The 12,724-nt window shown below is 43.0% G+C and carries 14 protein-coding genes and 1 rRNA gene; 2 read left to right on the top strand and 13 right to left on the bottom strand.

What is annotated here, in order from left to right; all coding sequences use genetic code 11:
- The 3 genes from DEAC_RS16795 to DEAC_RS16790 all read right to left on the bottom strand — a co-directional run.
- Positions 1 to 865: ribosomal RNA gene (locus DEAC_RS16795) — 16S ribosomal RNA — on the bottom strand; the annotation flags it as partial.
- A 216-nt stretch (positions 866 to 1,081) separates the two neighbouring features.
- Positions 1,082 to 1,237 carry a hypothetical protein gene (locus tag DEAC_RS23630; RefSeq protein WP_161796465.1) on the bottom strand — a complete coding sequence of 52 codons (156 nt, stop codon included), beginning with the start codon at positions 1,235 to 1,237 and terminating at the stop codon, positions 1,082 to 1,084.
- Positions 1,238 to 1,557: 320 nt separating this feature from the next.
- Positions 1,558 to 3,222: a ribonuclease J gene (locus tag DEAC_RS16790; protein WP_047811230.1), complete on the bottom strand. Its 1,665-nt coding sequence runs from the start codon at positions 3,220 to 3,222 to the stop codon at positions 1,558 to 1,560.
- Positions 3,223 to 3,638: 416 nt separating this feature from the next.
- Between DEAC_RS16790 and DEAC_RS23340 the strand changes: the two genes are divergently transcribed.
- A complete protein-coding gene (locus DEAC_RS23340; RefSeq protein WP_088187445.1) occupies positions 3,639 to 3,782 on the top strand; it encodes a DUF1540 domain-containing protein in 144 nt (47 codons plus the stop codon).
- A 262-nt stretch (positions 3,783 to 4,044) separates the two neighbouring features.
- Entirely contained in the window at positions 4,045 to 4,200 is a 156-nt protein-coding gene (locus tag DEAC_RS23625; RefSeq protein WP_161796464.1) for a hypothetical protein, read from the top strand.
- A gap of 125 nt (positions 4,201 to 4,325) precedes the next feature.
- On the opposite strand, the gene dapA is transcribed toward DEAC_RS23625, so the two are convergent.
- The 10 genes from dapA to DEAC_RS16740 form a co-directional block, all read right to left on the bottom strand.
- Positions 4,326 to 5,264 carry a 4-hydroxy-tetrahydrodipicolinate synthase gene (gene dapA, locus DEAC_RS16785; RefSeq protein WP_047811229.1) on the bottom strand — a complete coding sequence of 313 codons (939 nt, stop codon included), beginning with the start codon at positions 5,262 to 5,264 and terminating at the stop codon, positions 4,326 to 4,328.
- A 42-nt stretch (positions 5,265 to 5,306) separates the two neighbouring features.
- Positions 5,307 to 6,536 carry an aspartate kinase gene (gene dapG / locus DEAC_RS16780; RefSeq protein WP_047811228.1) on the bottom strand — a complete coding sequence of 410 codons (1,230 nt, stop codon included), beginning with the start codon at positions 6,534 to 6,536 and terminating at the stop codon, positions 5,307 to 5,309.
- A 120-nt stretch (positions 6,537 to 6,656) separates the two neighbouring features.
- On the bottom strand, positions 6,657 to 7,646 hold the full coding sequence (locus DEAC_RS16775) for an aspartate-semialdehyde dehydrogenase (RefSeq protein WP_047811227.1): 990 nt from the start codon (positions 7,644 to 7,646) through the stop codon (positions 6,657 to 6,659).
- A 90-nt stretch (positions 7,647 to 7,736) separates the two neighbouring features.
- A complete protein-coding gene (locus DEAC_RS16770) occupies positions 7,737 to 8,324 on the bottom strand; it encodes a dipicolinate synthase subunit B (protein WP_047811226.1) in 588 nt (195 codons plus the stop codon).
- Positions 8,325 to 8,342: 18 nt separating this feature from the next.
- Positions 8,343 to 9,254: a dipicolinate synthase subunit DpsA gene (gene dpsA, locus DEAC_RS16765; protein ID WP_047811225.1), complete on the bottom strand. Its 912-nt coding sequence runs from the start codon at positions 9,252 to 9,254 to the stop codon at positions 8,343 to 8,345.
- A gap of 85 nt (positions 9,255 to 9,339) precedes the next feature.
- Positions 9,340 to 10,143, bottom strand: coding sequence for a 4-hydroxy-tetrahydrodipicolinate reductase (gene dapB / locus DEAC_RS16760; RefSeq protein WP_047811224.1), 804 nt, complete (start codon positions 10,141 to 10,143; stop codon positions 9,340 to 9,342).
- Positions 10,144 to 10,255: 112 nt separating this feature from the next.
- Complete coding sequence (locus DEAC_RS16755; protein ID WP_047811223.1) at positions 10,256 to 10,525, bottom strand: YlmC/YmxH family sporulation protein; 270 nt, start codon at positions 10,523 to 10,525, stop codon at positions 10,256 to 10,258.
- A gap of 7 nt (positions 10,526 to 10,532) precedes the next feature.
- Positions 10,533 to 10,847 carry a hypothetical protein gene (locus DEAC_RS16750; RefSeq protein WP_047811222.1) on the bottom strand — a complete coding sequence of 105 codons (315 nt, stop codon included), beginning with the start codon at positions 10,845 to 10,847 and terminating at the stop codon, positions 10,533 to 10,535.
- A 130-nt stretch (positions 10,848 to 10,977) separates the two neighbouring features.
- Complete coding sequence (gene dut / locus DEAC_RS16745; RefSeq protein WP_047811221.1) at positions 10,978 to 11,427, bottom strand: dUTP diphosphatase; 450 nt, start codon at positions 11,425 to 11,427, stop codon at positions 10,978 to 10,980.
- A 14-nt stretch (positions 11,428 to 11,441) separates the two neighbouring features.
- On the bottom strand, positions 11,442 to 12,713 hold the full coding sequence (locus DEAC_RS16740) for a M16 family metallopeptidase (RefSeq protein ID WP_047811220.1): 1,272 nt from the start codon (positions 12,711 to 12,713) through the stop codon (positions 11,442 to 11,444).
- Positions 12,714 to 12,724 lie beyond the last annotated feature (11 nt).

Below are 12,724 nucleotides of genomic sequence, written 5' to 3'. Positions count from 1 at the left end.
GGTCGATACCCCCTACACCTAGCACTCATCGTTTACGGCGTGGACTACCAGGGTATCTAATCCTGTTTGCTCCCCACGCTTTCGCGCCTCAGCGTCAGTTACAGTCCAGAAAGTCGCCTTCGCCACTGGTGTTCCTCCACATATCTACGCATTTCACCGCTACACGTGGAATTCCACTTTCCTCTCCTGTCCTCAAGATACCCAGTTTCCGATGCACTCTCAGGGTTGAGCCCTGATCTTTCACACCGGACTTAAATACCCGCCTACGCGCCCTTTACGCCCAATAATTCCGGACAACGCTCGCCCCCTACGTATTACCGCGGCTGCTGGCACGTAGTTAGCCGGGGCTTCCTCCTTAGGTACCGTCATGTCACTCCCATATTCCTGAAGTGACCGTTCTTCCCTAAAAACAGTACTTTACAATCCGAAGACCTTCATCATACACGCGGCGTTGCTCCGTCAGACTTTCGTCCATTGCGGAAGATTCCCCACTGCTGCCTCCCGTAGGAGTCTGGGCCGTGTCTCAGTCCCAGTGTGGCCGTTCACCCTCTCAGGCCGGCTACTGATCGTCGCCTTGGTAGGCCTTTACCCCACCAACTAGCTAATCAGACGCGGGTCCATCCATCATCGGCAGCATATTCAGAGGCCGCCTTTCCTTATACGTTGATGCCAACCTATAAGCGTATCCGGTATTAGCCCTCGTTTCCAAGGGTTGTCCCGGGTTGTTGGGTAGGTTACCCACGCGTTACTCACCCGTCCGCCACTAAGATCCTTCTAAGTAAACTTAGAATTCTCTCCGTTCGACTTGCATGTGTTAAGCACGCCGCCAGCGTTCGTCCTGAGCCAGGATCAAACTCTCCAAAAAAGTTATTTCAACTTCTTTAAAGAAGATGATGACTTGCTCATGATTCCATGATTCTTTTTGAAACTCTTGCGAGTTTCTCTCATTGGCTGTCCTTGTTGTTTAGTTTTCAAAGACCAAGGAATTTCATTTTAACACTCTCTCTTAATGCTGTCAACAACTTTTTCATCAAACAACAGGTTTGAGAGGTATTTAGAAACGCTGTTCTTGAGCGCTTTGTTATAATACCACTTCTTCCTTAACTATGTCAACACTTTTATTTATTCTTTTTCGTAAAGCAGTAAATTTCTCAATTAAGATTTTTAACTGCTTTTTAACCAAGTGAACTCGTTCAGCAAAGCTGAACACCGGGGCTTCAGATACAATAATGTCCATTGGCCATTATTTCCGAGCCGCTTTTCCCAATAGGAATACTCAGAGGCGAAGGAGGACTCTACCCCTCTACCCCACCTAAAGTTACCGAAGACGGGGGGAGGTGTAGAAACTTAACCTTAAAAATATAAAGCGGGAATTCAATGTGGGCGCCAACAAGTTTTGCTACAGTTCCTCTCAAAAGCTGGCTAGAATAGTAGAATTCATAGTAATTATCACGATTTTATCTTAAAAATCCTGACATAACTATGAATTCTGGAATTCAGCTATTTACTTGCTCTTAACTCAATCAATTAAGGCTATACACTAAGGACAAAAATATCCTATTCAACTTCTTGAATAATTGGCAGAATCATAGGTCGGCGACGGGTTTTTTCATAGAACTGCTTACTTAAGGCATCCCTAATTTGACTTTTGAGGACAGCCCATTCCGTAATATGATTCTCGCGGCAGCGTGCCATGGTTTGCTTAACCTTTAATTTGGCTTCGTCAAGCATAGACTCCGATTCTCGAACATAAACAAAGCCACGGGTCACCACATCAGGTCCGGCAACAATCGCTCCTGTTGAACGACTAATCGTCATAACGACAATCAGAATACCATCCTGAGACAGTTGCTTGCGGTCTCTCAGAACAATATTTCCTACGTCGCCAATACCTAATCCATCTATCAAAACTTTGCCAGCTGTAACCTTGCCCCCAATAGCTGCTCCATGACGTGTAAACTCAACAATTCCTCCATTTTCAGAAACGAAAATATCTTCGCGAGGAACACCCAGTTGTTCAGCTAATTGAGCATGCTTAATCAGCATCCGATATTCACCGTGAACCGGCATAAAGTATTTTGGCCGAACCATATTTAGCATCAATTTTTGTTCTTCCTGGCTGGCGTGACCAGAAACGTGCATTCCCTCCGTCGATTCATAGATAACGTTGGCACCGAGTTTAAATAATTGATCAACCGTTCTGGCGACAGATTTTTCATTGCCCGGTATCGGACTTGCTGAAATTATGACCGTATCTCCGGGCTGAATAGCCACATGACGATGATCATGATTTGCCATTCTGGTCAATGCAGACATAGGTTCTCCTTGACTCCCTGTTGTTAGAATGCAAGCTTGATTACCAGGCAAGCCGATAATTTCATCGATATCAACCAACGTACCGTCAGGTATATCTAAGTATCCTAATTCTGCAGAAATCCCAACAATATTAAGCATACTTCGGCCTACAACTGCCACCTTACGATTGGTTTTGACCGCTGAAGTAATAGCCTGCTGTAAGCGATAAACATTTGAAGCAAAACTCGCCAGAATAACCCGTTCCTTGGCATTACGAAATGCCTCGTCGATCATCTCTCCAACATTTCTTTCTGACGGTGTAAATCCTGGTCTTTCCACATTGGTACTATCGGAGAGGAGGCACAAAACTCCTTTATCTCCTAACTCGGAAAATTTATGAATGTCTAATATTTCTCCTGATACAGGCGTATGGTCCAATTTAAAGTCACCGGTATGCACAACAGTCCCCAAGGGAGTATGGATAGCCAATCCAACAGAATCTGGAATGCTATGATTTACTCGAATAAACTCAATTCTAAATACTCCGAGCTTAATCGTATCCCGCGGTTGGACCACTGTTGCCTTAATATTATTTAAATTACTCTCTTTCATTTTGGATTGAATAATACCTAATGTAAGACGGGTTCCAAAAATAGGCACATCAATATCTCGCAAAAGATATGGTAATGCCCCTATATGATCTTCATGTCCGTGAGTTATTAAGATACCGAGAAGCATCTCTTTGTTTTCAATTAAATATGAATAATCAGGTATAACAATATCAATTCCAAGCATTTCGTCTTCAGGAAATGCCAAGCCAGCATCAACAAGCAACATCTGGTTATCATACCGTATGACGGTCATGTTTTTGCCGATTTCCCCAAGTCCGCCCAAGGGGATAATCTGTAGTTTATGCTCTTTGGGCAATAAAATCTACCTCCAGTAAATTATTTTATCTCTTGATTGTGCCTTAAAAGCTAAGGAGATCCCCGTGGTTTCTTTTGACGCCAAAATAAGGGCAACAAAAAAAGCGAAATACTCTAAGCGAACACAATGACGTCCAGTGTTCGTCAGTATTTCGAAAGCATCTATGAAACTAGCCGCACAACAAATATACTTCATTATAGCGCGCAAAACCCTTACTGGCAAGTTCCTTCAATCCTTTCGGGGTAATAGTAAATAATCTTACATTTTATTCACTAGAATATTTGATCCAGTTTCCTCTAATGATCAATTAATCCAATCCTTTTGCCAAATCTCTATGCTAATGTCATATGGAATAAAGTCATTTATTCTGGAGACTATAGTTTTAGATTTTGTTTGAGAAAGGTGGTAAACTTATCATGCCTAATACAAATGTAGTATGCTCTGCTACAGACTGCAGCCACAATGAAGAAGGACATTGCCAACTGGAGACACTCAGCGTAACGTCGAGTGTTGCAGATCGTGAAGCTGAATGTGCTTTCTATGAACCAAGTGAAACGTGAACTCGTCCAACTAAAGCTGAACATTGAGGCTTCGGTGACGAAAGTGTCCTGTGGACACTTTCGCCGAATGCGCCTAGCTCATTACACCTTAGGGGTAATGGCTATATTGTTTTCGAACAAAATATGAATTTAGAAATAGAATACTTCTTATAAAGTCGAAATATTCTTTTAAATTCACGAAAACATAAGAAAATCATTTTGGAACGCTTTCATTTCTTTAACCATTGAGTATTTCACTTGGTCGAAGTATGACACTCATCGCATGAAAAAAATCGCTGCAATTTTTATTGAATCAATTCTTCAATTCCAAAGACATGAATTTGGCGAATTTCAAGAACAACAACAAATAAACTCCGTACCATTTTCTGAAATGGGTACGGAGTTAGTATTCCTATTGGGAAAGGCGGCTCGGCAATAATGTCTACTGGACATTATTGTATCTGAAGCCCCGATGTTCAGCTTTAGCGTAAGCGAGTTTACTATATTCTCTGATCGTCATAAAGGACACAGGAACCAATTAAGCTGATTACAAATGACCTATTCTCAAACCATTTGGTCCATGGCTCTTGCAGAGGCTGCCTTAAGTTCCGATTTTCGCACAGGTTCTATCCGTTTAACGTTATTCATAAGATCTTGCAAAAATTTAAGTTCCTCTGCTGTCGCCTTAACTAAGGGTAGACGTACCCCCCCAACCTTGTGACCATACATGTTAAGGAGAGCTTTGACAGGGACAGGGTTAGCGGTGATAAAGATTCCCTTGAAGACTGGAAACAGTTCAAGATGCCAATCCGTGGCTTTGGCCGTATCTCCGGCAAACCAAGCATCTACCATAGCTTTCATTTCATCTCCGACCACATGGGCTGCCACGCTGATAATTCCGCTGCAGCCTAATGCTAACATTGGCAAGGTCATAGAGTCATCTCCGCTGTAAACAGCAAAGCCGGCTGGCAGCATTCTTTTCAGTTCACTTACCTGATCAAGAGATCCTGCCGCTTCTTTTAAAGCAACAATGTTCGGTATTTCTGACAATCGTTTTACGGTTAAAGGCATGAGATTAGCTGACGTTCTTCCCGGAACATTGTATAACATCAGAGGTAAAGGCGTTGCTTCGGCAATTGCCTTAAAATGTTGAAACATCCCTTCTTGAGAAGGCTTATTATAATATGGCACAACTGCCATTAAACCGTCTACACCCGTGGCTGCGGCTTTACGGGCCAGAGATATGCTTGCATCCGTGGAATTTGTACCAATTCCTGCAATGACCATACCCTGAGATCCCACGGCCTCTTTAACAACTTTAAAAAGTTCAATTTTTTCCGTCTCAGTCACGGTCGGAGATTCTCCTGTTGTTCCACATACGACAATCCCATCAGAACCATGGGCAACCAAATACTCCGCCAAGTGTTTTGCTTCTTGATAGTCTACCTCCATCGTTTCGTTCATAGGAGTCACCATGGCCGTGAGTATTCTTCCAAAAGACATTTTACTCATCCTTTCTCAATAACATCCAGTCTTCTCCTCTTCCTAACAAACACCTAACCGAAACTTCTGGTGTAAAGCCTGTACCGCAGTTGCCATGTCTTCCTTATGAACTAGAACCCAAATGGTAGTATGTGAATCTGCTGATTGTAAGATTGTTACACCAGCATCAGAAAGTGCTTCCACCATATCAGCCATCACACCGGGTACACCAGCAATTCCGGCTCCGACTATGGATACTTTGGCACAACTCGGAATAACACCCGGCTCAAAGCCCATATTTTGTAATATTTTAATGGCCTTCGAGGCTACTTCATCAGAAACAGTAAACTCAACAGCTTCCGTCTGAACACTAATAAAATCTACGCTTATATCGGCGAGCGCCAATGCTTTGAAAATCCGTTTGTCTGTAAGATGAAGATCCGGAGTATTCTCAGTTAACACTTTCAATTGAGTGACATTGGGAGTATGGGCAATCCCCGTAATAATACGGTCATTAGTTATATCTGTACCTATCCCTCGATCCGGAAGCATGTTTGTAACCAAGGTCCCTGGTGCATCGGAAAACGTGGATTTTATCCTCAGCGGGATGTTTCGCTGCATCGCAATTTCCACAGCTCTAGGGTGAATCACTTTAGCACCTTGATAAGCTAATTGACAAATTTCATTATAGGTTACTGTATCAATAATCCGAGCATCTTCTACAATTCTTGGATCAGCTGTCATGATACCATCAACATCGGTATAGATATCTATCGTTTCAGCTTCCAGGGCAACTCCTAAGGCTGAAGCAGTTGTGTCACTTCCTCCGCGCCCAAGAGTCGTAATCTGACCATCTTCCGTTATGCCCTGAAAGCCTGTTACAACAACCACTTTCCCCTTTTCCAATTGTTCTAAAATAGCTCCCGGCTCGACTCGAACAATCCGTGCATCACCAAAATCATCGTTGGTAATAATTCCAGCATGTGCTCCAGTAAAAAGAACAGCTTCAAAACCAATGCTATTAAGAGTGCTTACCAATACTGTTCCGGAAATAACTTCCCCGCAGCTCATCAACAAATCTAATTCCCGTTTTGGTAAATCTGAATAAATCCCTTTTGCCAGATTGAGAAAAGTATCAGTGGCATAGGGATCCCCGGATCTACCTATCGCCGAAACAACAACCACCGGCGAATATCCGCTATGCACAGCTTCTGAAACTTTTGATGCCACTTGAGCCCTGCGTTCTGGTGTCGCTACAGAAGTTCCTCCAAACTTCTGAACCAATATCCGCAAAACAATCCCCTCTTTCGAGGTCCGATTCTCGAACCTTACCCTTTACATTAATTCTTTTTATCATTAAGATCTAATCCTAGAGTAACACAAAGTTTTATATGTTACGTAGTTGCAGCCTAATTACAGTAAAAGTTCTGCGATTTGCACAGCATTTGTAGCCGCACCTTTACGAATTTGATCTCCTACCACCCACATATTGAGTCCTTGAGCAATTGAAAAATCCTTCCGCAATCGTCCGACATAAACTTCGTCAGTATCTGCACTAAACCATGGCATAGGATAACGATCACTGCTGGGATCATCATCAACGATAACACCCTTAGCCTTGCATAGGGATTCACGTATTTCAGCAATACTAACGAGCTTTTCAGTTTCTACATTGATGGATTCAGAATGGCTGCGGAAAATCGGCACTCGAACAGTTGTTGCGGTAATTGCCATGTCCGGTGCATGGAAAATTTTCTGAGTCTCTTTAACCATTTTCCACTCTTCTTTGGTATAGTCACCTTCTTGGAATACATCAATGCGCGGGATAAGATTAAAGGCAATTTGATAGGGAAAAACAGCAGGAGTCATTTCATCCCCTTTTGACCAGGCTTTGACCTCAGCCTCCAATTCTTCGATCCCTTCACGCCCAGCTCCGGACACAGCTTGATAAGTCGATACCACAATTCGCCGGATACCCGCCAAATCAAATATCGGCTTTATAGCCACGGCCATAATAATGGTGGAACAATTAGGGTTGGCAATAATCCCTTTATGGTTTTTTACATCCTCGGGATTAACCTCTGGAACAACCAGTGGGACTTCCGGATCGAGGCGAAAAGCACTGCTGTTATCGATTACAACTGCACCGCTTTTTACGGCAGAAGGAGCAAATTCCGTACTTGCAGAGCCACCAGCAAAAAGAGCTATGTCGATACCTTTGAAACTCTCATGAGTTGTTTCTTGAACTTCAAGTTCTTGACCTTGCCATAATACTTTCTTCCCTGCTGATCGTTTCGTGGCCAATAACCTTAACTCTTCAACAGGAAAGTGACGTTCGGCTAGGATCTTTAAAAATTCCTGCCCGACTGCACCCGTGGCACCAACAATTGCTACATTTGACATTCCCATATTCCTCCTTAGTAGTTGGGTTGATCAGGTGGGTGCCTTGTATTGAACAAGGCACCTTCTCATAATTTAATTAAACCAATTGATTTATCGATAATCCCAAAGAACAGGCTGAATCTGTTTCCCTTCAAGCGCCATGAGGATTGTTTCTGGAACTTTATCCATATGAGCGACTAATGAATTCGCTTTTGCTGTAGGATTATCTTGCCCAAATGGCACCAAATAGACATTCTTTGTGATAAGCAGCGTTCCAATATTACGAGCGTTTAATCCTAATCCATCATTCGTTGATACAGCTATGACCACAGGCCTTTGATTACGAAGATGAGATTTGGCGGCCATAAGAGCCGGAGTATCGGTTATCCCATTCGCTAACTTAGCGAGGGAATTTCCAGTACATGGAGCAATAGCAACACAATCAAACATTTTTTTGGGACCTATTGGTTCCGCATCAGGTATTGTGTGAATAATTTCTTGCTGTGTAATCTCCTCAAATTGACGTTTCCAATCATTAGCATTTCCGAAACGAGTGTCCATGGTATCTACAGAATACGAGATAATTGGTGTTACAATCGCACCTTCATCTACCAAACGTTTCATTACCTTGACCACTTCATGTAACATACAGTGTGAGCCAGTAAGAGCAAACCCGATTTTTAACCCGTCAAACTGCATCCCTTCGCACCTCCACATTTAAGACTGAACATTGGCAATCATGGTGGTCAAGTGACGAAGAATAAGTTGCGGATAAATTTGAGCAAGAATTCTGCCGGCAGATTTGGGAGCTACAATACCTGGGAGACCCGGAGCAAGGATAGCTTTGATGCCCAGCAATTGAGCAAACTCAAAATCTGTTCCTCCCGGGATAGAAGCCAAATCAACGATAACAGCATCCTTAGCCACCTTTTCCAACATTACGCGGTCTAAAATAAGATGTGGGACTGTGTTAAATATGATTTCCGCACGCCCAATCTCTTCTTCCAAATCCGCAAAATGTACGGCTTTGATTCCCATTTCTACTGCACGGGCTAAATCTGTTGGCTTACGGGCTACTCCTGTAACGTGGGCTCCAATCCCTTGCAGCATTCTCGCTAAGGACCAGCCGGTACGTCCCAAGCCCAGGACGAAACTTTCACTCCCGTGAATAGTAATGTTCGTAGCTTCCATAGCCATTTGAATAGCTCCTTCAGCAGAAGGAATGGAATTTAAGATGGCAAGTTCATCAAGATAAATCGTTTCTACTAACTGGATTCCCATTTTTTCTGCTGCGGACTTCAAAGCCGGACGCGCAAATCCGATTATCAGCGGAACGCGAGTTGAAATAGCCTGAAGTACGTCTTTGTTAAGCACAATTGGAGAAGCCGAGTATTTGGCTTTAACTGTCCCACGTTCATCGGTACCGAACATTGGAAAAAGCAACACATCCACCTGATCAACAGCTTCGATAAGGGATGATACAAATGTCACCCCTGGAATGGGTGAAGCCTTTTCAAATCCAACCCCGACTATGTAGGCTCCCAGTTTTTGAAGTTCGGGAATCAAATATAGTTCCCTTTCATCACCCCCAATTACTGCTACACGAATTCCTTTCAGATCCGCACTCATCTTTATGCCCCCTTTGAGACAATGTCCCATTGACTACTATCCATTATATGAGTGTGGAAGAGCAGCGGTTACGCGTGACAATTACCTAATCGAGGAAATTCTCTAGGCCAACCACAAGATCAGTTAAGTCAACAGCTTTACGTATGGCTAGCATTACCCCCGGCATATAAGTCTCTCTTGTATAAGCATCATGCCGAATTGTTAAAGCTTGTCCTAAGCCACCAAATAAAACTTCTTGATGTGCTATTAGTCCAGGCAGCCGAACAGAATGAATATGAATCCCGCCAATATCTGCGCCGCGTGCTCCAGGAATTTTCTCATATTCGTTCGGGTGTCCTTGTACCATCGGAGGACGAACTTCAGAAATGAGTTCAGCAGTTTTTAAAGCAGTTCCAGAAGGAGCATCGAGTTTTTGGTCATGGTGCAACTCAAGAATATCAACATGAGGAAAATATTTGGCCGCTTCCCGTGCAAATCTCATCATTAATATTGCTCCAATAGAAAAATTCGGTGCAATAAACGCCCCTACCCCTTCCTTTACTGCCAGAGTTCGAATCTCTTCGAGTTCGGCGTCATCTAAACCCGTCGTACCAACTACCGGAACAACTCCGGCAATAATTGCAGTTTTAGCATTCTTTAAGACCGATTGAGGGTTTGTAAAATCCACTAAAACATCAGCATTGGAAGTACGCAAACATTCTACATCTAAGGGACCAGAAATATCTAAACCCATTCGCGGAAGGCCCACGACAAATCCAACGTCCATTCCTTGGTGACGTGTATCTGAAGCTCCTACCAGAATTAGGTCATCCTCTTTAATGAGCGATCGTATTACTTCCTGTCCCATTTTTCCACTTGCCCCAGCTACAAAAACTCGGATTTTCTTCAAAGGAAACCCCTCCTGCGATAATAAGGCAAAACCCCGTTGCCAAACGCAATGCGGGGTTAAAGCTTTTCCCTTCATTTTATTGGGTATCCCGTTGTCTGTCAAATTGAATATTTTAGCGATTATTGTCAAACTTATCGTGCAAATCAATAATAATTACCTCTGAACCCACTTTTTTTATAGTTTGCCAAGGAATTACCAGCTGGTCACGGTCTCGATCCCCTCGTGAACTCCAAAACCCGGAAAATCCTCCTCGGGAGGCAAGTATGATCGCTTCAACAGTTCCATTTAAGGTAATATCAAGGTCTGCATCTCCGACAAGCCCCAGTTTCGCACCATCATGTAAATTTATTATTTCCTTTCCAGCCAGATCACTTAATAACATTTGCTTTTTACCTCCCTATCTTCTTCAGCCTCAGCCAGATCTTTAAGCCAAAAGGTTGCAAGATAGCTAATAGTAATGAAAAAACGGCTAAGGGTTCAACAAAAAAGCTCGAGTTATTCCACCAATCCTCCGGTATTTTTAAAAAGGAAAATAAGAGTTCAAGGGAAAGATAAATGCCTCCGGCCGTACCCACTAATTGGCTTAAGGCAGTCGCTAACTGGTTATTTGATGATGGCTTCGAGCGCCACATGATCATGAATTTTCGCTCGCGTACTGAAATTATCACCCCGATAATTAATAACGTAACCCCAAGGGCCTGCATGTTCATTCCCCCTCATGGGGATTGTATGATTAAGCTTAACACCCTAGAACAAGAAAAAGAAGGATATAATATTCCTTCTTTTTTTCATCTTTAACATTTTTTATTCATTAGCTGAACGAGTTCACTCATTTCAGACCCCTGTGGAGCCAAAACCTCCAGATCCCCGATTCGATTCTGTCAGCTCTAAAACCTCTTGCCAATGAACCTGAAATATAGGCATAACGACCATTTGAGCGATACGATCCCCGGGGTTTATAGCAACTGTCTCCGAACCGAGATTCTGCAGCAACACTTGAATTTCTCCTCGATAATCGGAATCGATGACTCCAACTCCATTAGTTAAGCCAATCCCAGAACGATTTGCCAATCCGCTCCGAGCAAAAACTAAAGCGACAGCATCTTGACCCGGAAGCTCAATTGCTATACCCGTCGGGATCTTCACATTATCTCCCGGATTAAGAAGGAGTTTTTCCTCAAGACAAGCACATAAATCGACACCTGCTGAGGCTGATGTTGCATAAGCCGGAAGGGATGCAGAAGGTGAAAGTTTTTTGATCTTAACGTTAAGCCAATTTGTCATCTGAAACTCCCACCTTAATCATCCCAGCCTATCTTCTTCAACAAATCCGCTAATACAACTTCATGACCAGCTGGGCCTAAGGTCATAATACTAATTTTGTCCTTCTGCCAAAGGCGTCCAATTACCCGTATGACGTCCTCTTGGGTCACCTTTTCAAGCTTTTCCACCACTTCTTCCGGAGAGAGCACCCGATTATAGGTTAATTCTGTTTTCCCCAAACGACTCATACGACTGCTCACGGATTCCAGTCCTAAATACAAGCCGCCCTTTATCTGAGCTTTTGTCCTTTCAAGTTCCTCTGAAGTAATCCCTTTAGTCTGAATGGCCTTAATCTCTTCAAGAATACATTCAATAACTTCTTGGGTATTGTTGGGACTTGTACCAGCATAAACAGCAAACAAACCCGTATCTACATATGTTGCGTGGTAAGAGTAAACAGAGTAGGCAAGTCCGCGCTGTTCCCTAATCTCTTGGAATAGGCGAGAGCTTAATCCTCCTCCTAAGACGTTGTTGAAGATATGCATGGCATGAATATCCTCATCATCTTGACCCAAGCCGGGAACACCGATAAGAATATGCATTTGTTCCGTATCTTTCGTTTGGTAGTGTTCTACCCGCTGTCCAGCCGGTGTTTCCTCAAGAATTCGGCGTCCCCCTCGTTTAAAGGTCCCAAATTGAGAAGAAAGTTTGGCCACAATATCATCGTGTTTAATCTTTCCTGCTACCGATATGACCACATTGTCCGGTGCGTAATGTTCGGACAGATAAGTCAAGATTTTTTCCCGATTTAAAGCACGAATGCTCTCTTCTGTTCCTAAAATGGGTTTGCCTAAAGGATGATCATTCCAAACCTTTTCAGAAAAAATATCATGTATCAACTCGTCCGGAGAATCTTCATACATTTTAATCTCTTCGATGACTACGTTCTTTTCTTTTTCGATTTCTTTTTCTTCAAAGAGGGAGCAAAAGAACATATCACTCAAAACATCAATAGCTAAATCCAGATCTTCATCGAGTATTTTGGCGTAGTAGCATGTATATTCTTTCGTCGTAAAAGCATTCAGCTGGCCTCCAACGGCTTCAAGAGACTCAGCGAGAGCACGGGCACTTCTATGTTCGGTGCCTTTAAAAAACATGTGCTCAATAAAGTGTGAGATTCCCTCATATCCAGTTTTCTCATCTCTCGAGCCTGCTCCGACCCAGATTCCAATGGCCGCCGATCTTACATGCTCGATTTCTTCAGTAATAATTCTAACTCCGTTCGGTAATACCATCTTTTGATACAATTAACTCACTC

It is taken from the genome of Desulfosporosinus acididurans, from assembly GCF_001029285.1.
In the GTDB taxonomy this organism is placed as follows: Bacteria; Bacillota; Desulfitobacteriia; order Desulfitobacteriales; family Desulfitobacteriaceae; genus Desulfosporosinus; species Desulfosporosinus acididurans.
Note: the sequence above shows the minus strand (reverse complement) of the source record. Positions and strands in the feature narration are given on the sequence as shown.